At 67.8% G+C, this 19,193-nt stretch carries 17 protein-coding genes; 9 read left to right on the plus strand and 8 right to left on the minus strand.

Translation table 11 applies throughout. The features are described 5' to 3' along the window. Nucleotides 1–43: 43 nt before the first annotated feature. Nucleotides 44–1,549 carry an acyl-CoA synthetase gene (locus ACKI2N_RS17565; RefSeq protein WP_420994400.1) on the minus strand — a complete coding sequence of 502 codons (1,506 nt, stop codon included), beginning with the start codon at nt 1,547–1,549 and terminating at the stop codon, nt 44–46. Beyond that, nucleotides 1,549–2,460: an SDR family oxidoreductase gene (locus tag ACKI2N_RS17570; RefSeq protein ID WP_420994401.1), complete on the minus strand. Its 912-nt coding sequence runs from the start codon at nt 2,458–2,460 to the stop codon at nt 1,549–1,551. The genes ACKI2N_RS17565 and ACKI2N_RS17570 overlap by 1 nt, the downstream gene beginning before the upstream one ends. A 138-nt stretch (nt 2,461–2,598) precedes the next feature. On the opposite strand from ACKI2N_RS17570, the gene ACKI2N_RS17575 reads away from it, so the two are divergent. The 3 genes from ACKI2N_RS17575 (at nt 2,599) to ACKI2N_RS17585 (ending at nt 6,464) form a co-directional block, all read left to right on the plus strand. Continuing rightward, nucleotides 2,599–3,525: a LysR substrate-binding domain-containing protein gene (locus tag ACKI2N_RS17575; protein WP_420994402.1), complete on the plus strand. Its 927-nt coding sequence runs from the start codon at nt 2,599–2,601 to the stop codon at nt 3,523–3,525. Between the two features lie 314 nt (nt 3,526–3,839). Further along, on the plus strand, nt 3,840–5,144 hold the full coding sequence (locus tag ACKI2N_RS17580; protein ID WP_420994505.1) for an MATE family efflux transporter: 1,305 nt from the start codon (nt 3,840–3,842) through the stop codon (nt 5,142–5,144). Between the two features lie 186 nt (nt 5,145–5,330). After that, the gene (locus ACKI2N_RS17585) at nt 5,331–6,464 is read left to right on the plus strand and encodes a metallophosphoesterase (RefSeq protein ID WP_420994403.1); all 1,134 of its coding nucleotides are present in this window, start codon (nt 5,331–5,333) and stop codon (nt 6,462–6,464) included. Between the two features lie 136 nt (nt 6,465–6,600). Here ACKI2N_RS17585 and ettA read toward each other — a convergent pair whose 3' ends face one another. After that, nucleotides 6,601–8,268 carry an energy-dependent translational throttle protein EttA gene (gene ettA / locus ACKI2N_RS17590; protein ID WP_420994404.1) on the minus strand — a complete coding sequence of 556 codons (1,668 nt, stop codon included), beginning with the start codon at nt 8,266–8,268 and terminating at the stop codon, nt 6,601–6,603. Nucleotides 8,269–8,501: 233 nt separating this feature from the next. Between ettA and ACKI2N_RS17595 the strand changes: the two genes are divergently transcribed. Together ACKI2N_RS17595 and ACKI2N_RS17600 are read left to right on the plus strand one after the other, a co-directional pair. Then, nucleotides 8,502–8,726, plus strand: coding sequence for a hypothetical protein (locus ACKI2N_RS17595; RefSeq protein ID WP_420994405.1), 225 nt, complete (start codon nt 8,502–8,504; stop codon nt 8,724–8,726). Between the two features lie 81 nt (nt 8,727–8,807). Further along, nucleotides 8,808–9,302 (plus strand): M48 family metallopeptidase, encoded by a 495-nt coding sequence (locus ACKI2N_RS17600; RefSeq protein ID WP_420994506.1) that lies wholly within the window; start codon nt 8,808–8,810, stop codon nt 9,300–9,302. On the opposite strand, the gene ACKI2N_RS17605 is transcribed toward ACKI2N_RS17600, so the two are convergent. After that, nucleotides 9,299–9,664, minus strand: coding sequence for a hypothetical protein (locus ACKI2N_RS17605; protein ID WP_420994406.1), 366 nt, complete (start codon nt 9,662–9,664; stop codon nt 9,299–9,301). The two genes, ACKI2N_RS17600 and ACKI2N_RS17605, sit on opposite strands and share 4 nt — an antisense overlap. 2 nt (nt 9,665–9,666) lie before the next feature. Further along, nucleotides 9,667–10,647 carry a tripartite tricarboxylate transporter substrate binding protein gene (locus ACKI2N_RS17610; protein WP_420994407.1) on the minus strand — a complete coding sequence of 327 codons (981 nt, stop codon included), beginning with the start codon at nt 10,645–10,647 and terminating at the stop codon, nt 9,667–9,669. 96 nt (nt 10,648–10,743) lie between these two features. Between ACKI2N_RS17610 and ACKI2N_RS17615 the strand changes: the two genes are divergently transcribed. After that, nucleotides 10,744–11,703, plus strand: coding sequence for a LysR family transcriptional regulator (locus ACKI2N_RS17615; protein ID WP_420994408.1), 960 nt, complete (start codon nt 10,744–10,746; stop codon nt 11,701–11,703). A 138-nt stretch (nt 11,704–11,841) separates the two neighbouring features. Here ACKI2N_RS17615 and ACKI2N_RS17620 read toward each other — a convergent pair whose 3' ends face one another. Beyond that, on the minus strand, nt 11,842–13,164 hold the full coding sequence (locus tag ACKI2N_RS17620; protein WP_420994409.1) for a PQQ-dependent sugar dehydrogenase: 1,323 nt from the start codon (nt 13,162–13,164) through the stop codon (nt 11,842–11,844). Nucleotides 13,165–13,357: 193 nt separating this feature from the next. Further along, nucleotides 13,358–14,143, minus strand: a complete 786-nt coding sequence (locus tag ACKI2N_RS17625) for an endo alpha-1,4 polygalactosaminidase (RefSeq protein ID WP_420994507.1) — start codon at nt 14,141–14,143, stop codon at nt 13,358–13,360. A 440-nt stretch (nt 14,144–14,583) separates the two neighbouring features. On the opposite strand from ACKI2N_RS17625, the gene ACKI2N_RS17630 reads away from it, so the two are divergent. The 3 genes from ACKI2N_RS17630 (at nt 14,584) to ACKI2N_RS17640 (ending at nt 17,994) form a co-directional block, all read left to right on the plus strand. Then, nucleotides 14,584–16,416, plus strand: coding sequence for a DEAD/DEAH box helicase (locus tag ACKI2N_RS17630; RefSeq protein ID WP_420994410.1), 1,833 nt, complete (start codon nt 14,584–14,586; stop codon nt 16,414–16,416). Between the two features lie 418 nt (nt 16,417–16,834). Next, on the plus strand, nt 16,835–17,575 hold the full coding sequence (locus tag ACKI2N_RS17635; RefSeq protein ID WP_420994411.1) for a LysM peptidoglycan-binding domain-containing protein: 741 nt from the start codon (nt 16,835–16,837) through the stop codon (nt 17,573–17,575). A gap of 41 nt (nt 17,576–17,616) precedes the next feature. Then, on the plus strand, nt 17,617–17,994 hold the full coding sequence (locus ACKI2N_RS17640) for a hypothetical protein (RefSeq protein ID WP_420994412.1): 378 nt from the start codon (nt 17,617–17,619) through the stop codon (nt 17,992–17,994). A gap of 149 nt (nt 17,995–18,143) precedes the next feature. Here ACKI2N_RS17640 and ACKI2N_RS17645 read toward each other — a convergent pair whose 3' ends face one another. After that, complete coding sequence (locus ACKI2N_RS17645; RefSeq protein ID WP_420994413.1) at nt 18,144–18,920, minus strand: ParA family protein; 777 nt, start codon at nt 18,918–18,920, stop codon at nt 18,144–18,146. Nucleotides 18,921–19,193 lie beyond the last annotated feature (273 nt).

Below are 19,193 nucleotides of genomic sequence, written 5' to 3' on the forward strand. Positions count from 1 at the left end.
GCGGTTCGCCGGCTTGCGCCGCCGGCAGGCGTGCCGCCGCCGCTCACACGCGGCGCGCGCGGCCCTCCCAATATTTGTCGCGCAGGCGGCGCTTGGCCAGCTTGCCGGTGTCGTCGCGCGGCAGTTGCGCCTCCACCACGATGGTGCGCGGTACCTTGAAGCCGGACAGGCGCTGGCGCAGCCATTCGATGACGGCGCCCTCCTCCAGGACGGCGCCCGGCACCGGCTGCACCATGGCCAGCAGGCGCTCGCCGTATTCGTCGTCGGGCACGCCGAATACCACGCAGTCGGCCACGCCGGGGTAGCGCACCAGTTCGTGCTCGATCTCGGCCGGGTAGATGTTCACGCCGCCGGAGATCACCATGTCGGAGGCGCGGTCGCAGATGAACAGGTAGCCGTCCGCGTCCAGGTAGCCCATGTCGCCGAGGCTGACCAGTCCGTCGCGGTCGATGGCGCGGCGGGCCGCTTCGTTGTTGCGGTAGGTGAAGTCGGGATAGGCCGGCTGGCGCACGTAGACCAGGCCGATCTCGCCGGGCGCGCAGGGCGAGCCCCGCTCGTCGAGGATGCGCACCTCGCCGTCGTCGACCGCGCGGCCGGCGGTGCCGGGCCGCGCGGCGGCGTCGGCGGGCGTGGCCACGGTGATCATGCCGGCCTCGCTGGAAGCGTAGGTCTCGTGGATGACCGGGCCGAACCATTCCAGCATGGCGCGCTTGACCTCGGGCGCGCACGGCGCGCCGGTGGACGCGACGAAGCGCAGCGACGACAGGTCGTAGCGCGCGCGCACCTCGGGCGGCACCTTGAGCATGCGCACGTACATGATGGGCACCAGATACAGCACGTCGATGCGGTGCCGTTCCACCAGCGCCAGCACCTGCTCCGGATCGAAACGCGCGCACAGCACCAGCCGCTCGCCCATCTGCAGCGCATTCTGGATGAACACGCCGGGCGCGCTGTGGTACAGCGGCGCGGCCATCAGCGCGCGGCAGCCGGGCACGATGCCCATGGTCTGGGCCACCACCGAGCGCATGCGCTCAAGCTGCGCGTCGAGCCGCTCCAGCGGAATCGGCGCGCGCAGCACGCCCTTGGGGCGGCCGGTGGTGCCGGAGGTGTAGGCCATGTGGCCGCGCGGCGCCACGCGCGGGCCGTCGTAGGGCGGCTGCGCGGCGAGCCAGCTGTCGTAGTCGATGGCGCCGGCGGGCGCGGGCGCGCCGGCTTCGGCGACGGCCAGCACCGGCAAGCCGGCCGGCACCACGGCGCGCACGCCGTCGAGCAGGCCGGCATGGACGATCAGCGCGCGCGCGCCGCTGTCGGCCAGCAGGAAGCGGATTTCCTCGGCGGTGAAGTGCCAGTTGATGGGGCAGTAGTAGGTGCCGGCGATGCGGCAGGCATGCACGATGTCGGCAAAGGCCGGATCGTTGCGCAGCAGCACGGCGACCACGTCGCCTTCGCCCACGCCCAGCGCGCGCAGGCCGCCGGCCAGGCGCGCGCCGCGCCCGAGCAGCGCGTCGCCGCTGCGGCGGCTGTCTTCGAACCAGAGATCGGCGGCCATCAGTCGGCTCCGGCGGCAGAGGACGCGGGCGCATTGACCGTGCGGCCGGCGCGGTCGGCGGCGTTCCGGGCGGCGATGCGTTCGCGCGCGGCCTGCCATTCGGCGTCGCCCCAGTCCAGGTACTGGGTGAAATAGGCGCCGTTGGCAAGATGGTCGCCGCCGTCCAGCGCGATGGTCTGCCCGTTGATCCAGGTATTGTCCGGCGCCAGCAGGAAGGCGGCCAGGTTGCCGATGTCCTGCGGCTGGCCGAGGCGGCCGGTGGGATTCTGCGCGCTGAGCTGGTCCTGCTGCGAATCCTGCGGACGCAGGCGCGAGCCGGCGCCTTCGGTCGGGATCACGCCCGGCGCGATGGCGTTGCAGCGGATGCCGTGGCGGCCCCACTGCACCGCCAGCGACTTGGTCATGGCGTCCACGCCGGCCTTGGACATGGCCGACGGCACCACGAACGGCGAACCGGTCCAGACCCAGGTCACCACGATCGACAGCACCGAGCCCGGGTGGCCGTCGCGGATCCAGCGCTTGCCGGCCGCCTGGGTGGCGTAGAAGGTGCCGCGGAAGACGATGTCGGAAATCGCGTGGAAGCCGTTGGGCGAGAGATCCTCGGTGCGGCTGATGAAGTTGCCGGCGGCGTTGTTGACCAGGCAGTCGAGCGGGCCGTGCTCGCTCCAGATGGTCTCCATCATGGCGTCCACGGCGGCGGCGTCGCGGATGTCCACCGCGTGCGTCGCCACCTTGGCGCCGTGGCGGCCGCGCAGCATCCCGGCGGCCTCGTCCAGCACCGGCAGGCGGCGCCCGCACAGGTGCAGCTCGGCGCCCAGCCCGGCCAGGCGCTCGGCCATGGCCAGGCCCAGCCCGGTGCCGCCGCCGGTGACCAGCACGCGCCGGCCGGCGAAAAGATCGTCCTTGAACATCGTTGTCTCCTGTCTGGCCCCGCGCATGCCAGTCCGGCGGGGGAGCACACACTGTAGTCCTGCCACACGGCATCGACAATTCCCGATAGCCGACTCACAATGTTGCGCTACAAGTGACAATCCCCCAGGGAATCCCGGATGGACCTCAACCTGATCCAGGCCTTCGTCGACATCGTCGAGGCCGGCAATTTGTCCGAGGCCGGCCGCCGGCGCGACGTCACGCGCTCGCAGGTCAGCCGCCAGCTGCGCGAGCTGGAGCAGCAGGCCGGCGCCCAGCTGCTGCGCCGGACCACGCGCCGGCTGGAGCTGACCGAGCCGGGCCGCTCGCTCTACCAGCACGGCCTGCGCATCCTGCAGGAGGTGGCGCTGGCGCAGGCCGAGATCGACAGCCTGGGCAAGACGCTGCGCGGGCACGTGCGCCTGAGCGTGCCCTCCGGCCTCGGCGATACCTTCATCGCGCCGCTGCTGCTGGAATTCGCCGGCGAGCATCCCGGCATCACGCTGCGCGTGTTCTTCGCCAACCGCGTGGTGGACCTGATCGCCGCCGAGATCGACGTGGCGCTCAGGGTCACCTCGCGGGCGCAGCAGGATTACGTGGCGCGCGACATCTGCGCGATCGACTGGCAGCTGTTCGCCTCGCCCGGCTACCTGGCGCGCACCGGGCCGCTGCACGCGCCGGCCGACCTGGCGCGCTGCCAGTTCCTGTGCCCGCCCTACCCGGCGCGGCGCTTCGTGCTCACGCTGGACCGCGGCGAGCAGCGCGAGCAGGTGGCGCTGGCGCCCTACCTGCAGTCCGAGCATTTCCCCTTCCTGATGCGCGCGGTGCGCGACGGCCACGGCGTGGGCCTGCTGCCGGCCTATGCCGGCTGGGACGACGTGCGCGCCGGCCGCATGGTGCGCGTGCTGCCCGAATGGCACGCCGAGGGCCTGGGCGACCGCCTGTACATCATCACCACGCCCAACCTGCATCCGTCGATGGCCACGCGCGCGCTGATCGACTTCCTGCGCGAACGCATCCCGGCGCTGGACGTGTTCGCCGGCCAGGCCGGCAGGCCCGCCGCGTGACGCCCCGGGGGCGGGCGCGCGCTCAGCGAGCCATCGGGTTGCAAGCTAAGATGCCGGGAAAACACCGCGGGAAAACACCGGCCCGCCGCACAAGACAGAAGAAAGCCGCCAAGCCCCGCCACGGCGGCGCCGGCGCGCACAAGCCGACCGATCCGCGGGCCGCACGGAGGAGGAGAACGAGACCATGGAACACATCCGCTTTGCCAGCGGGGCCAGGGCCGGCCATGCGTGAGCCGGGCGCCAATCCGCTAGCCGGCGCCGCGCTCGTCGCCGCAGGCGCCCCCGACACCGGCACCGCCTTCGCCCAGCCGCCCATGCGCGAGCTGACGCGCCGCATCCTGGCGCTGGCCGCGCCCACCAGCCTGATTGCCTTCCTCCAGGCCAGCGCGCAACTGATCGAAACCTGGCTGGCCGCGCGCCAGGGCACGGCGGCGCTGGCCGGCTGGGCGGTGGTGCTGCCGTTCGCGCTGCTGCTCCAGCAGATGTCCACCGGCGCCATGGGCGGCGGCGTGGTGTCCGCCATCGCGCGGGCGCTCGGCGCGGGCCGGCGCGACGAGGCGTCTTCGCTGGTGCTGCACGCGCTCATCATCGCGCTCACCGCGGGGCTGGCGTTCGCGGTGGCGCTGGCCGGCTTTCCGCGCGGCATCCTCGGCGCGGTGGCGGGCCAGTCCGCCGCCGAGGCAGCCGCCCTCTATGCGGTCTGGCTGTTCGGCGCCGGCGCGGTGCCGGCATGGCTGGCCAATACGCTGGCGTCCGTGCTGCGCGGCGGCGGCCGCCACGCGCTGGCCGCGCGCGTGCTGGCGCTGATGTGGATCGCCTTCCCGCCGCTGGCCTGGACGCTGGCCGAGCCGCTCGGCATGGGCCTGGCCGGCATCGGCGCGGCGCTGGCCGCGGTGTCGTGGGCGGCGGCGCTGGCGATGGCCGCGGTGGTGCTGCGCGGCGGCGCGGGTTTCGTGCCCACGCTGCGCGTGCGCCCTTCGCGCGCGCTGTTCGCGCGCATCCTGTCGGTGGGGCTGGTGGCATGCCTGCTGGCCTCGGTGGCCAACCTCACCACCATCCTGGTGACCACGCAGCTGCGCCACTACGGCACGGCGGCGGTGGCCGCCTACGGCATTTCGGCGCGGCTCGAATTCCTGATGATTCCGCTGGCCTTCGGCGTGGGCTCCGCGCTGACCGCGCTGGTGGGCGGCGCGGTGGGCGCCGGCGACTGGCCGACCGCGCGCCGCACGGCGTGGGCCGGCGCCTTGCTGGCGCTGGCGGTGGCCGGCACGGTGGGCGCGGCGGTGGGGCTGGCGCCGGCCGCGTTCGCCGGCTTCTTCACCAAGGATGCCGAGGTCGCCAGCGTCGCGGCGCGCGCCTTGTCCTGGGTGGCGCCCGCGTTCGGCGGCTTCGGCCTGGGCATGGCGCTGTACTTCGCCTCGATGGGCGCGGGCCGCATGCGCTGGCCGATGGCCGCGGGCGCCGCGCGCATCGCGCTGGCCGCCGGCGGCGGCTGGCTGCTGGCCACCGCGGGCGGCATGGGGCTGGACGGGCATTTCCTGGGCGTGGCGCTGGGCATCAGCGCCTACGGCGTGGTGACCGCGCTGGGCGTGCGCAGCGGGAACTGGTCGGCGCGCTGAGGGTGCGCCGGGGCGCACCGAGCGGCAGCGCCGCCCGTGCCATGTGAACAATTCGCGGCGCGCTCTTGAATCCGCGCCGGGCCAGCCTCAGCTACGGGATTCGCGCGCGGCGCGGCAAGAGGGCCCCGCCGCGCGCCCGCCGGACCCGGCATGCGCCGGATCCGCCTCAAACTCCCTGGAGGTGGCATGCCCCCTCGCACCACCGTTTTCGTGGCCGCCCTCGTGGTCGGCCTGCTTCATATCTATATCGGCGTGCGGCTGCTGCCCGACCTGCCGGTCGCCTTCGCGCTCAAGGCGCTGGCGGTGGCCTGGCTGGCCGTGTCCTGGCCGCTGATTCCCGCCGGCCTGCTGGCGCGGCGCCTGGACCAGCCCTGGTCCGACGCGCTCACCTGGGTGGGCATGCTGGCGATGGGCTTCTTCTCTTCCCTGCTGGTGCTGACGCTGGCGCGCGACGTGGCGCTGCTGGGCAGCGCCATCGCGGGCTGGCACCCGGCCTGGCTGCTGCCGCGCACGGCCGCGGCGGTGCCGCTGCTGGCGCTGGTGGTCACCGCGCTGGGCTTCTTCAACGCGCGCCGGCTGGCGCGGGTGGTGGAGGTGGAAGTGCCCATCGCCGGGCTGCCCGACGCGCTGCACGATTTCACCATCGTGCAGATCAGCGACATCCACGTCGGCCCCACCATCAAGCGCCCCTACCTGGAGCGCATCGTGGCGCGCGTCAACGGGCTCAAGCCGGACGCCATCGCCATCACCGGCGACCTGGTCGACGGCACCGTGCGCGAGCTGGCGCACCATACCGCACCGCTGGGCAGCTTGCAGGCGCGCCACGGCACCTACTTCGTCACCGGCAACCACGAGTACTACGCCGGCGCCGATCCGTGGATCGCCGAGCTGCGCCGGCTGGGCGTGCGCGTGCTGATGAACGAGCACGTGGTGATCGGGCAGGACGAAGACGCGCTGGTGCTGGCCGGCGTGACCGACTACACCGCCCACCGCTTCGACGAAAGCCACCGCAGCGACCCCACGCGCGCGCTCGAGGGCGCACCGCCGGCGGCGGCGGCGCGCGTGCTGCTGGCGCACCAGCCGCGCACCGCGCCGGCCGCGTCGGCCGCCGGCTTCGACTTGCAGCTATCCGGGCATACGCATGGCGGCCAGTTCTGGCCGTGGACCTTGTTCGTGCCGATGCAGCAGCCGTATGTCGCCGGGCTGAAGCGGCATGAGGCGATGTGGGTGTACGTGAGCCGGGGTACCGGCTACTGGGGGCCGCCGAAGCGGTTCGGCGCGCCGTCAGAGATCACGCGGCTGCGGCTGGTGAGGAAATAGCGCGGCAGGTGAAGAAAAAAAGGCCTCGCGATGCGAGGCCCTTGGTTGCCGACAACGTCGGCTTGCCGCTCTGTGTTCTCCCCTCTCGCCTTTCATGGTGTAGAGGGGAGCAAACCGTCCCTTCGAGACGCCGGTCTCAGCGCGCGATCGGCTTGTAGCGGATGCGCTTGGGCTTGGCGCCTTCCTCGCCCAGGCGGCGCTTCTTGTCGGCTTCGTATTCCTGGTAGTTGCCCGGGAAGAACTCCACGTGCGACTCGCCCTCGAAGGCCAGGATGTGGGTGGCGATGCGGTCCAGGAACCAGCGGTCGTGGGAGATCACCATCACGCAGCCGGCGAATTCCAGCAGCGCGTCTTCGAGCGCGCGCAGGGTTTCCACGTCGAGGTCGTTGGACGGTTCGTCGAGCAGCAGCACGTTGCCGCCGGCGATCAGCGTCTTGGCCAGGTGCAGGCGGCCGCGTTCGCCGCCCGACAGCGTGCCCACGTGCTTCTGCTGGTCCGAGCCCTTGAAGTTGAAGCGGCCGATGTAGGCGCGCGACGGCGTTTCGTAGCGGCCCACGGTCAGCACGTCGGCGCCGCCCGAGACTTCCTCGAACACGGTCTTGCTGCCGTCGAGCGCGTCGCGGCTCTGGTCCACGTAGGCCAGCTTGACGGTCGGGCCGACCTTGATCTCGCCGCTGTCCGGCTGTTCCTTGCCGGTCAGCATGCGGAAGAAGGTCGATTTACCGGCGCCGTTCGGGCCGATGATGCCGACGATGGCGCCGGGCGGCACCTTGAAGCTGAGGTTGTCGATCAGCAGGCGGTCGCCGTAAGCCTTGCTCACGCCGTCGAACTCGATCACTTCGTTGCCCAGGCGCTCGCCCACCGGGATGAAGATTTCCTGGGTTTCGTTGCGCTTCTGGTATTCCTGGCTGTTCAGCTCGTCGAAGCGGGCCAGGCGCGCCTTGGACTTGGCCTGGCGGCCCTTGGGGTTCTGGCGCACCCACTCCAGTTCCTTGTTCAGCGCCTTCTGGCGCGCCGATTCGGTCGACTCTTCCTGCTTCAGGCGCGCTTCCTTCTGGTCCAGCCAGGAGCTGTAGTTGCCCTTCCACGGAATGCCGTGGCCGCGGTCCAGTTCCAGGATCCATTCGGCGGCGTTGTCGAGGAAGTAGCGGTCGTGGGTCACGGCCACCACGGTGCCCGGGAAGCGCGTGAGGAACTGTTCCAGCCAGTCCACCGATTCGGCGTCCAGGTGGTTGGTCGGTTCGTCGAGCAGCAGCATGTCGGGGCGCGACAGCAGCAGGCGGCACAGCGCCACGCGGCGCTTCTCGCCGCCGGACAGGTTGCCGACCTTGGCGTCCCATGCCGGCAGGCGCAGCGCGTCGGCGGCGATCTCCAGTTGCAGCTCGGCGTTGTTGCCGTCGCTGGCGGCGAGGATCGCCTCGTACTTGGCCTGCTCGGCGGCCAGCGCGTCGAAGTCCGCGTCGGGCTCGGCGTAGGCAGCGTAGATCTCGTCGAGCTTCTTGCGCGCCTCGAACACGCCGCCCAGCGCCGCTTCCACCGATTCGCGCACGGTCTGCTCGGGATCGAGCTGCGGTTCCTGCGGCAGGTAGCCGATGTTCAGGTTCGGCATGGGCGTGGCTTCGCCCTCGATCTCTTTGTCGATGCCGGCCATGATCTTGAGCAGCGTCGACTTGCCGGAGCCGTTCAGGCCCAGCACGCCGATCTTGGCGCCCGGGAAGAAGGACAGCGAGATGTCCTTGAGGATGTGGCGCTTGGGCGGAACGATCTTGCCCACGCGGTTCATCGTGAAAACGTACTGTGCCATGCGAATCCGGGAAGTGTGTATGGGAATGGCGGCAGTGTAGCAAAACGCCCTGCCCGATCACGCCGCTTGCACGCATGCCGGCGCGCCGCTGGCGGCGGCGCCCTTGCAAACGGCGCGCCGGCACGCCATGTATCATCTTGCCTTTGCCGGCGCGGCCCGTTCCTGCCCCTCCGGGGTGCCGCCATGGGCCTCCCGCGCCGCCATCCGTCACAAGCCAGGATTCCAGCCGCAGCATGAGCAAACCCGCCCGCACCCTCACCTTCAAGTGCCACAAGTGCACCAAGCCCGTCACGCTGTTTCTGCAGAAGGCGTCGGCGTGTGCGCATATCCAGCCTTACCAGGGCTGGTGCAAGTGCGGCGAGCTGATGCGCCACGCCACCGGCGAGCAGGACGCCGTGCAAACCTTCGTCAGCACCGGCGAGATCGCTCATCACCACCACCACCATCATCATCACTGAGCCCCGGTGAGCCAGGCCAGCAGCCCCGCTTTCGCCGGCGCTTTCGCCGGCAATACCTGGCACCCCGGCGCCAAGGACCCGCTGCGCTTTCTCGGCGGGTATCCGCCGGACGTGCTCGAGCAGGTGCGCCAATTGGTCGCCGCCAACCGCCTCGGCGAGCATCTGGCCAGGAAGTATCCCGCGCGGCACACCGTGCAGACCGACCGCGCGCTATATGACTATGCCGGCGAGCTGAAGCAGGCATTCCTGCGCAGCGCGCCGCCGCTGCACAAGGTGGCCTTCGACGCCAAGATCGACACCGTGCACCGCGCGCTCGGCCTGCATACCGCGGTCTCGCGCGTGCAGGGCGGCAAGCTCAAGGCCAAGAAGGAAATCCGCGTGGCCTCGGTGTTCAAGGAGGCGCCGCCGGAATTCCTGCGCATGATCGTCGTGCACGAGCTGGCGCACCTGAAGGAAAGCGATCACAACAAGGCGTTCTACCGGCTCTGCGAATACATGGAGCCGGCCTACCACCAGCTCGAGTTCGACACGCGGCTGTACCTGGCGTGGCGCGAGCTCGACGCCGCGCAGGGCTAGCCCGCCACCAGCGTCTTCCGGTACGTGCCCGGCGCAGCCTGCCGGTGCAGCACGCATACCTGCACCTCGCCCGCGGGCGCGGCCTGCTCCACGCACGCCGCCAGGCGCGCCAGCACCAGGTCGGCCATCGCGGCCTGCATCGCTTCCGGGCGCGCATTGGTCATCACGAGGTGCGCCACCACGAAGCCGGTGGCGGGGTCGCCGCCGACCAGCCCGGCCTGCGCCACCAGCACGCGGCTCTTGAAATCCTCCAGGCGCGCGTAGCCCAGCGCCGCCATCTCGCGGTGCAGGCCGGCAAAGACGCCGGGAAAATCGATGCGGCCGGCCAGTTGCCGCGTGGTCTCCACGATCAGGTGCGGCATGGTCAGTCCGCCTTGACCGCGGCGGCGGTGACGGTGCGCGTCCAGCTCGCCTGGGCCTGCGCCAGGAACTGGCGGAAACCGGCCGCGTCGAGCGGGCGGGCCTCCACGCCGAGCGCGAGCAGGTGCTCCTGCACGGGCTTGTCGGCCAGCACGGCGTTGAGCTCGCGGTTCAGCCGCGCGAGGACGTCGGCGGGCACCTTGGCCGGCGCCATGATGCCGTACCACGGCGCCGCGTCGAAACCGCGCACGCCCTGCTCGCGCATGGTCGGCACGTTGGGCAACAGGGCCGAGCGCTGCGCGCCGGTCTGCGCCAGCGGCACCACGGTGCCGGCTTTGATGTGCTGCAGCAGCAGCACCGGGCTGTCGAACATCAGCGCGATCTGGCCGCCGAGCAGGTCGTTGATGGCCGAGCCCGAGCCCTTGTACGGCGAGTGCAGCAGCTTCGCGCCGGTGGCCTGCGCGAACATCGCGCCGATGATGTGCTGCGGCGTGCCGTTGCCGGCCGAGCCGTAGGCGATGGTGTCCGGCGCCGCGCTGGCGGCGCGCAGCAGCGCCGGCACCGAGTCGAAGCGCTGGCCGCGCGTGCCGCCCACCAGGATGAACGGCACCGTGCCGATCAGGCCCACGCCGGCGAGGTCCTTGGCCGGGTCGTAGGGCAGCGTCGGATACAGCGCCTTGCCCACCGAGATCGGCCCGACCGCGCCGAGCAGCAGCGTGTAGCCGTCGGCGGGCGCCTTGCTGACGTAGTCGCTGCCGATGGTGCCGCCGGCGCCGGGGCGGTTCTCCACCACCACCGATTGCTTGAGCCGCAATTGCAGCTCCTTGCCGACCAGGCGGGCCAGCGAATCCGTGGTGGCGCCGGGCGCGTAGGGCACCACCAGCTTGATCGGGCGGTCGGGCCAGTCGGCGCGGGCGGCGGAGGCGAGCGACAGCGCGGCCAGCGCGATGGCGGCGAACGCGGACGGACGGAAGCGGATGGTCATGGCGGTCTCCTTTTGTTTTCCTGTTGCCCCGTATTCCACCAGCCGCGGCATGTTCTGTAAAATGATGAATCGATTTTCAATTCATCACGACAGCTTATGCGACCCACCGCCACGCCCGCCACGCCGGACCTGCGCCTGGTACGCAGCTTCATGGCGGTAGCCCGCCATGGCAGCGTGACCGCGGCGGCCGATTCGCTCGGGCTGACGCAACCGGCGCTGTCGCAGCACCTGCGCGCGTTCGCGCAGAGCCTGGGCGTGCCGCTGTTCGGGCGCGTGGGCCGCCACCTCGAACTCACCGAAGCCGGGCGGCAACTGGTGCTTTCGCTGGAGCCGGTGCTGGACCAGCTCGAACAGGTGATTGCCGCGGCCGCCTCGCCGCGCGGCGCGGTCGAGGGCACGCTGCGCGTGGGCGCCATCCATACTTATCTTTCCGCGCTGGTGATGCCGGCCGCGCAGGCGCTGCTCGACGCGCATCCCGCGCTCGACGTGCAGGTCTTCGAGTTCGCCGCCGGCGAGGTCGACCGCGCCCTGCTCGACGGCCAGATCGACCTGGGCCTGGCCTTCGCGCGCGAGGCGCCCAAGCGCATCGCGCTGGTGCCGCTGTTCTCCGAGACGCTGGCGCTGATCGCCGCGGCGGGCAAGCTGCCCGAAGCGCCGGGCGGCATCACGCTGGCGCAGCTCGCCACGCTGCCGCTGGCGCTGCTGCCCGAGCGCTTCGCCATGCGCCGCCAGATCGACGCAGCGGCGCAGGCCGGGGGCTACAGCCTGCGGCCACGGCTGGAAGGGCCGAGCGTGGAAGCGCTGCTGCGCGCCGTGCCGGGCGGGCGCCTGTTCACCATCGCCAGCCCGCTGGCGCTGCACATCGCCGGCGCGCGCCGCAGCGCGGGGCTGGCCGGGCTGGCGCATGCGCCGGTGGCGCACCCCGGCTTTACCCGCACGGCGGCGCTGCACCGGCGCCGCGGCCGGCCCGACGGCGCGGCCGCCATGGCATTCATCGAAGCGCTGGACAAGGTCATCGGCGCCGCCGCCGCTGGCGGCTACATCACACCTGCCTGAGGCCGGATCGGCTTCCAGGCCTTCGACCTGTACCGCGTGGCCAACGGCAAGATCGTCGGGACTGGCACCTGGAAGACAACCTCACGCTGCTCGGGCAGATGGGCGTGAACCGGTAGCCGGCCACCCCGCGGCCGCCGGCTACCTGGCGGTGGACACGCGCCACACGATATTGCCCACGTCGTCCGCCACCAGCAGCGCGCCGCCCTTGTCGATGGCCACGCCCACCGGCCGGCCCTGCGCGTCGCCATCGCCGCTGAGGAAGCCGGTCAGCACATCGACCGGCACGCCCGCCGGCTTGCCGGCCGAGAACGGCACGAAGATCACCTTGTAGCCGCTGTGCGGCTTGCGGTTCCACGAGCCATGCTGGCTGACGAACATGCCGTCCTTGAACGGCGCCGGCAGCGTATTGCCCACCGACGAGGCCATGCCCAGCGAGGCTGTGTGCGGGCCGACCGCGTAGTCGGGCGGGATCGCCCTGGCCACCATCTCCGGCCGTGGCGGCTGCACGCGCGCGTCCACGTGCTGGCCGTAGTAGCTGAACGGCCAGCCGTAGAACGCGCCGTCCTTTACCGAGGTGATGTAGTCCGGCACGAGGTCGCTGCCGATCTCGTCGCGCTCGTTCACCGAGGTCCACAGCGCGCCGCTGACCGGCTCCCACGCCATGCCGTTGGGATTGCGCAGGCCGCTGGCGAACACGCGGTGCGCGCCAGTCTTCGGATCCACTTCCCAGATGGCGGCGCGGCCTTCTTCCTTGTCGATGCCGTTCTCGCCCGCGTTGCTGTTGGAGCCGACGGTGACGTAAAGCTTGCTGCCGTCCGGGCTGGCGATGACGTTCTTGGTCCAGTGATGGTTGATCGGGCCTGCCGGCAGGTCCACCACCCTGGCGCCGGGCGCGGTGATCTCGGTCTGGCCCTGCTGGTACGGGAAGCGCAGCACGGCGTCCGTGTCGGCCACATAGAAATCGTTGCCGACCAGCACCATGCCGAACGGCGAATTCAGGTCCTTGAGAAACACCGAGCGCGCGTCGGCCACGCCGTCACCATCGGTATCGCGCAGCAGCGTGATGCGATTGGCGCTCGGCACGCCCGCGCCGGCGCGCTTCATCACCTGCTTCATCACCCAGCCGCGGATGCCCTTGGCATCGTCGGGCTTGGGCGGCGCGTTGGACTCCGCCACCAGCACATCGCCATTCGGCAGCACATAGAGCCAGCGCGGATGATCGAGCTTGTCGGCGAACGCCACCGTGGCCATGCCCGGCGCCGCGGCCGGCTTCGTGCCATCCGCCCAGCCCTTGGCCGGGGCGATGTTCACCGTCGGCAGCATGGTCTTGTTGGGCGGCGGCAACTGCGGATTCGCGCCGGTGCCGGCGGACACCGGCAAGGTGGCGGACTCGCCGCAGGCGGCCAGGACGGCCGCCGTCAACAGGCACAAGGACAAGACCGGCAAGCGCTGCAAAGGCATGATGGGCTCCCTGCAAAAGACGGACGGCAAGCCCGCCGCGCGCGGCGGCGAGCCAGGCGAATGCAATACGGACGAATGCAATGCGCACGCGGCATCCGCGCGTGCGCATTTCACTATAGGAGCCGCCGGCCGCGCGCTCTGTCAGCCAGGCTGAAAGCGCGTGTAGGACAACGACGACGCGCGCGCAGGCGCTTCAGTCACAGGCGTAGCGGAACGCATCGTTCAGGTCCAGCGGCAGCACCAGCGTGCGCAGATGCGCCGCCCGGGCCGACGCGCACAGCGCGGCGCGCGTGGCCGCGTCCTTGTACTTCGCCGCGTACTCCACGTTGAACACCGCCTTGCCCTGCGCCGTCAACGGCGCATAGCTCGCGCACTCCTTGTACTGGAAGCACTGCTCGTTCACCGCGAAATCGAAATCGGTGGCCAGCGACGCCACCTGGTCCACGTCGTTCTTCAGGCCCGCCGCCAGCCCGCGCGCATGCGCCTCGGCGGCCAGGAAACGGTTGTAGTCCAGCTGCGTCGCCGCCGTCAGCGGAAAGCCCGGCTTGTTGGTATAGCCATCCACGTTGTCCGGGTCCACGCCATCGCAGCCCTTCGCGCGCGCCAGATCCATGCGCGCCTGCATGATCCTGCGCACGTTGGCCGAACGCGTATCCAGCCACTTCTCGCCCGCCCAGCCCGACAGGGCCTTGCCCATGTCCGCCGCCGCGAACTGCTTGAAATCCGGCCGCCAGTTCTCCGAGCTGCCCGCCGAGAAATAGCAGACCACGCGCCTGCCCTGCGCCTTGAGCGCGTCGATGGTGGCCTGCGGCGTGTCGAAGAGGTCGAGGTCGTAGACCTGCGCCGGGTAGCTTGTGTTGATGGTGCCGGTGAGTTGCAGTTGCCAGGTATCGGTGGCGACTGGCATCCAGTGGCCGGTGGCCGGCGTCTGCGACGAAGGCGAGGCTGTATTGGTCGCGACCGCGTTGGCCGACGAAATGGACTGGATGGCAGCACCCGGCTCCGCCGTGCCGCCGTCTCCGCCGCAGGCCGTGAGGAAGGCGGGGAGCAGCCATGCCAGGCGGATGAAGTTCTGGGACACGAAGATTCCTTTGGTTTGGATGGCAGTGGATGGGCGGCTTGAACTGGCGCTCAGCAACGTCGTCGGTTGCTTCCGCGCAGAGCTTAAGGGAATTGGGCTTCGATACGGTAGGGAAATTGGATGACCGGGGTAAGACAGGGTTTCATGCCGGTGATGTAATTGGAATTGATATCTGATATTCAGAATTATGTAGGCCTGAATATCGCAAAACAGTAAGCGCTTCATCAGCGCTGTTACTACAATGGTCCACCCGACGCTCGCGGTGCGTCCTGGCCGGATTGGGTCCTCGGCCGCCACACGCAGCGCACGCAATGTCGCCAAGAATAATCGAGAAAGAAATGGCCACGCTGATTCCCGCGCTTGGATCGGTCACGTCGCGCATGACCACCGGGGAAAAACGCTTTGCCGAGCGGCTGGAGGCAAAGCTCGAAGACGACTATCTCTGCTGGTACGACGTCGCCATCGGCGAGAAGACCCGGCATCCGGACTTCGTCGTATTCCATCCGAATCGAGGCTTGCTGGTGCTGGAAGTCAAGGATTGGCGACTGGACAACATTCGCGAGATCGACAAGCGCGATGTCACGCTGCTCACGGAGCGCGGACTGGTTTGCGAGATGAACCCGCTGGAGACGGCCCGCCAGTTCATGTTCTATGTGCTCGATCTGTTGCAGCGAGATCCGCAACTGGTTTGGCCAAGCGGTTCGCTGAAGGGCAAGCCGTTCTTCCCCTATGGTTGCGGCGTGGTGCTGTCGAATATCAAGCGCGCGCAGTTCGAACAGGCAAACCTGGGCGATGTACTTGCGCCGCACCTCGTCATCTGCAGCGATGAGATGACCGAGGGCGTGGATGCGGAGGCCTTCCAGAAACGCCTCTGGGAAATGTTCCCGATCAAGTTCAGCTTCAAGCTTTCGCTGCCGCAGATCGAACGGGTCCGCTGGCACCTGTTCCCGCAGATTCGCATGCCGGAGCAGCGCGGGCTGTTTGCCGAAGACGCGCTGGCGCCGCAGGATATTCCCGACATCCTGCGTGTCATGGATTTGCAGCAGGAACAACTCGCCCGCAGCCTCGGCGAAGGCCATCGCGTCATCCACGGTGTGGCGGGATCGGGAAAGACATTGATCCTCGGCTACCGTGCCGAGCATCTGGCCAAGGTGGCAACGCGACCCGTGCTCGTGCTCTGCTACAACAAGACGCTGGCAGCCAAACTCGCCGCCACCATGGCCGAGAAGGATATCGCGGACAAAGTTCACGTCTACAACTTCCATGCGTGGTGCTCGCGCCAGCTCGCCGCCTACAACATCGAGCGTCCTGCCGGGCGATCATCGGACGCGTTTTTCGAGTCAATGGTCGAGCGGGTGATCCAGGGCGTCGAGCGAAAGACCATTCCAGGTGGCCAGTATGACGCTGTCCTGATCGACGAAGGCCATGACTTCCGGCCGGAGTGGTTCAAGCTCGTAGTGCAGATGGTCAACCCGGAAAGCAATGCGCTGCTGGTGCTCTACGACGATGCGCAGTCCATCTACGGGCATGCGAAGAAACGCAAGTTCAGCTTCGCCAGCGTGGGGGTCCAGGCCAAAGGCCGCACCACGATTCTCAAGGTCAACTATCGCAATACGCAGGAAATCCTGTCGGTAGCGCGCGCCTTCGCCAATGAACTGCTGCGGCCGATGGATGCCGACGAGGACGAGGCGCCGACAGTCCAGCCGGTCGGCGCCGGGCGCAGCGGACCCAGGCCACTGGTGATTGAACTGCCGAGCCTTCATGCGGAAGCCGAGCGCATCGCCCAGATCCTGATCGACGAGAACCGCACCGGAACGCCCTGGGCTGAGATGGCGGTGCTGTACCGCCATTGGAGCGACGCGGGAAATACGATTGCCGACACATTCTCGCGCAAGGGCATTCCTTTCGAGACGCCGGCGATCAGCAAACGCTTCAAGCCCAGCGCCGACACCGTCAAGGTAGTGACGATACATAGCAGCAAGGGGCTGGAATTCCCGCTGGTGTGCATTCCCGCGACGGGCGCCGTCCACGAGAAGGACGAGTCAGAAGAAGACGAGGCCCGGCTGCTTTACGTGGCGATGACCCGCGCCACGCGGCAGCTCGTGATGACGTATGGGCAGGAATCCCGACTGCTCGACAGGTTGCGGAAGGCATCCGGAGTGGCGATGTAGGCTCAAACCGCTCATGCGTGGGTGTGCTGTTACGCAGGCACAGAGCCAATAGCGTGCCGCCACCGTCTGCAAAGTTCCCTCGACGAAGTTTTGCGCGAGCACGGCATTCTTGATCACGACAATTTCATCTTGGCCTAGACCCTGTGCCCACACTGGCGCCCAATGCTGGCCTTGCGATCATGTCCGACTGATGTTCGTTCGAGGCTTACTGGATGACCTAGCGCCAATCTAGGTCAGCACTCAACTTCGCCACAATGATGAGTCGCTATCGCAGATTTCCTCGAATTAAGACACGTCAGATTTACCGCGAGAACGAACATCGCGATACTCCCCTCTCGCGTACGACCTACACGGCGGCAATAAATGCAGCTCATTGGAAATACGATCCCATCGACCGTCCATTCTGAGGGGAGAAAGCATGGCAGTAACAACGCAACTTAGCGCTGGTCGTGATAGATGGCGGGAAGGCATCGACAACGCTACAGGCAACGAAAAATGGGACATGCACGACTGCTGCATCAGATCGGTGGTCGACGAGTTCAACGGTCACCTAGCAGATCAACCACACTACTTCCCGCTTGACTGGCATTTGATAAAGGCCATGATATGGGTAGAAACGGGAGCTGGTAGCCCACTTTGGGAGCAAAATCCAATCCAGATGGGTAACCCCGGAGATCCGGGCCTGAACGCCCTACTTGACGGCAAAGAGGGCGGCGACCTGATCCTTCCGCTCGCCCTACGCGGCGTGTTGAATCGAGGTAGCGTAAGCACCTCCACGAAGAACAATATTCGTGCTGGCGTAGGTTATCTGCTAATGCGACTGGCCGACTTCGCCATCAAGAGCATCCCGAACTCTGATCGAAGAACTTATGAGGTCAAGGTCAGACCCGGCGATAACCTCGATAGGATTGCGAGAATGCAGGGCACCACTATAGAGATGATGAAAGCACTGAATCCTGGCGCACATATTCTTCGACCAGGGCAAACTCTCATGTATCGCAAGGCTTCGATGAAGAAGGTCATCGTCGGCTGGAAGCCCAGGACTACATCAAACATCGCGCGCTATTACAACGGCGGCGGCGATGCCCGCTACGCGGAAAAGCTCAGCTACGTATTGCCATTGATCCGCCAACGGAACATCACGACGTGCGTCCAATAATAGCTAAAGCAATCATCGGCTGTCGCGTCTTGGCGCTTGCAATGACACTGAGCTCGACAACGACACAGGCAGCGCCCTTTACCGGCGTATTCCAGGGTCAGGGACGTGGATGCTGGGGCAAGCTCTACGTGAAAACGAAGACCCTTGAATGGAATACGCCCTACAGCGCTTGTGCAAGGACGCCCTACACTGTGATCGACAAAGACATGGACGCCGCTGCGCCCAGCATCGCCTTCGCGCTCCAGCACAAGAGCCGGTCATGCCGATACGAGATCGTTCAACTCGCGTTTGATCCCACCTATCCGGACTACTGGCTCGCCAGGGGCTATGTCTCTCGCGCAGACTACGAGAGCAGAAAGACGGCCAGCAACGCCGCGCAATCGAGAACGCTCTCGTGCGGTGTCCAGCGGCAAGACTGAAGGCTTACGCGGCGAGTTTCATTTCTCACACGACGTCAGATGGAGGCTGTGCAGAATTGTGTCGTGTTGGCGCAGGCCTGGGTACGAACAACGAAATGACGCCTCCCCTTTCGGCGCAGCCGCAGGACTCAACGGGCATCTGACGGTGATCAATCTTCAATAGATCCGACCAGCTCACGGTGCAATGCCACGTATTCCTGGGCGAGCTTGTGCCGCGGGTCCAGGTAGATCATCGGCCTGGCGTGCTGATGGGATTCGCGGATCTTCACGGACGAAGACAACCGCGAGCCCAGCACCGGCAGACCTTCGCTCACCAGCTCATCGACCAGTTGCTGGGGCAGGCTGGCGCGAGGCTGAAACTGATTGATCACGATGCCCTCGACTTCCAGCGCCGCATTGTGGTCCTGCTGGATCTCCTTCACGTTGTCCAGCAGCGCATACAGGGCACGGCGGGAAAAGTCGTCGCAATCGAATGGAATCAGGCAGCGCTCGACGGCAATCAAGGCCGAGCGGGTGTAGAAGTTCAGCGCCGGGGGCGTATCGATATAGATCGCATCGTACGTATCCAGCTCGTTCAACGCATCGCGCAGCTTGTAGATCTTGTAGCGCGACTCGAGCTTGCCATGCAGCGCATCGAGATCGGGATGCGCCGGCATCACGTCCAGATTCTCGAACGGCGTCGCATGCACGAACGAGGAGAACTCGACCGGCTTGAAGCTGTAGGTCAGCGCGGTCTCGAAGAAATCCGCCACCGTCGGGGTAGCCTCGCTGGCCTGCTTGCCCAGCAGATACTGGGTGGAATTTCCCTGCACATCCAGGTCGATGACCAGGGTACGCAAGCCCTCGCTGGCGCTGATCGCCGCTAGGTTGCACACAATGGTCGACTTCCCGACACCGCCCTTCTGATTGAATACGACGCGCCGCATTTGCCCTTCCCCCGTGGAATCTCCCGCCCAAAGTCAGGAGCTTACCGTCAGGCCGCGCGTTGTGCCTGCACTGCAGCATGAAGATTCGGGAGGATTGCGGCGCGTGCTTCCAGGAGCGAGGCGGGGGCGTCACTTCGCCGCGATAGGGCCCGGCCGCCCGGACGCCTTGACGGCCATGCATCGGTATGCGGTGCCGTTTGCACTGCCGAATTGGGGAAGACCGAAGCCTCACGCGATAAGCTTATTTTCACCTTGCAGCCGGGATAGTTGGTG

The organism is Cupriavidus sp. 30B13 (assembly GCF_049059565.2).
Taxonomy (GTDB): Bacteria; Pseudomonadota; Gammaproteobacteria; order Burkholderiales; family Burkholderiaceae; genus Cupriavidus.

Bases quoted from the DNA above. Each gene is read 5' to 3' on its own strand.
- ACKI2N_RS17565 (WP_420994400.1), bottom strand. From the start codon at position 1,549: ATGGCCGCCGATCTCTGGTTCGAAGACAGCCGCCGCAGCGGCGACGCG.
- ACKI2N_RS17570 (WP_420994401.1), bottom strand. From the start codon at position 2,460: ATGTTCAAGGACGATCTTTTCGCCGGCCGGCGCGTGCTGGTCACCGGC.
- ACKI2N_RS17575 (WP_420994402.1), top strand. From the start codon at position 2,599: ATGGACCTCAACCTGATCCAGGCCTTCGTCGACATCGTCGAGGCCGGC.
- ACKI2N_RS17580 (WP_420994505.1), top strand. From the start codon at position 3,840: ATGCGCGAGCTGACGCGCCGCATCCTGGCGCTGGCCGCGCCCACCAGC.
- ACKI2N_RS17585 (WP_420994403.1), top strand. From the start codon at position 5,331: ATGCCCCCTCGCACCACCGTTTTCGTGGCCGCCCTCGTGGTCGGCCTG.
- ettA (WP_420994404.1), bottom strand. From the start codon at position 8,268: ATGGCACAGTACGTTTTCACGATGAACCGCGTGGGCAAGATCGTTCCG.
- ACKI2N_RS17595 (WP_420994405.1), top strand. From the start codon at position 8,502: ATGAGCAAACCCGCCCGCACCCTCACCTTCAAGTGCCACAAGTGCACC.
- ACKI2N_RS17605 (WP_420994406.1), bottom strand. From the start codon at position 9,664: ATGCCGCACCTGATCGTGGAGACCACGCGGCAACTGGCCGGCCGCATC.
- ACKI2N_RS17610 (WP_420994407.1), bottom strand. From the start codon at position 10,647: ATGACCATCCGCTTCCGTCCGTCCGCGTTCGCCGCCATCGCGCTGGCC.
- ACKI2N_RS17615 (WP_420994408.1), top strand. From the start codon at position 10,744: ATGCGACCCACCGCCACGCCCGCCACGCCGGACCTGCGCCTGGTACGC.
- ACKI2N_RS17620 (WP_420994409.1), bottom strand. From the start codon at position 13,164: ATGCCTTTGCAGCGCTTGCCGGTCTTGTCCTTGTGCCTGTTGACGGCG.
- ACKI2N_RS17630 (WP_420994410.1), top strand. From the start codon at position 14,584: ATGGCCACGCTGATTCCCGCGCTTGGATCGGTCACGTCGCGCATGACC.
- ACKI2N_RS17635 (WP_420994411.1), top strand. From the start codon at position 16,835: ATGGCAGTAACAACGCAACTTAGCGCTGGTCGTGATAGATGGCGGGAA.
- ACKI2N_RS17640 (WP_420994412.1), top strand. From the start codon at position 17,617: ATGACACTGAGCTCGACAACGACACAGGCAGCGCCCTTTACCGGCGTA.
- ACKI2N_RS17645 (WP_420994413.1), bottom strand. From the start codon at position 18,920: ATGCGGCGCGTCGTATTCAATCAGAAGGGCGGTGTCGGGAAGTCGACC.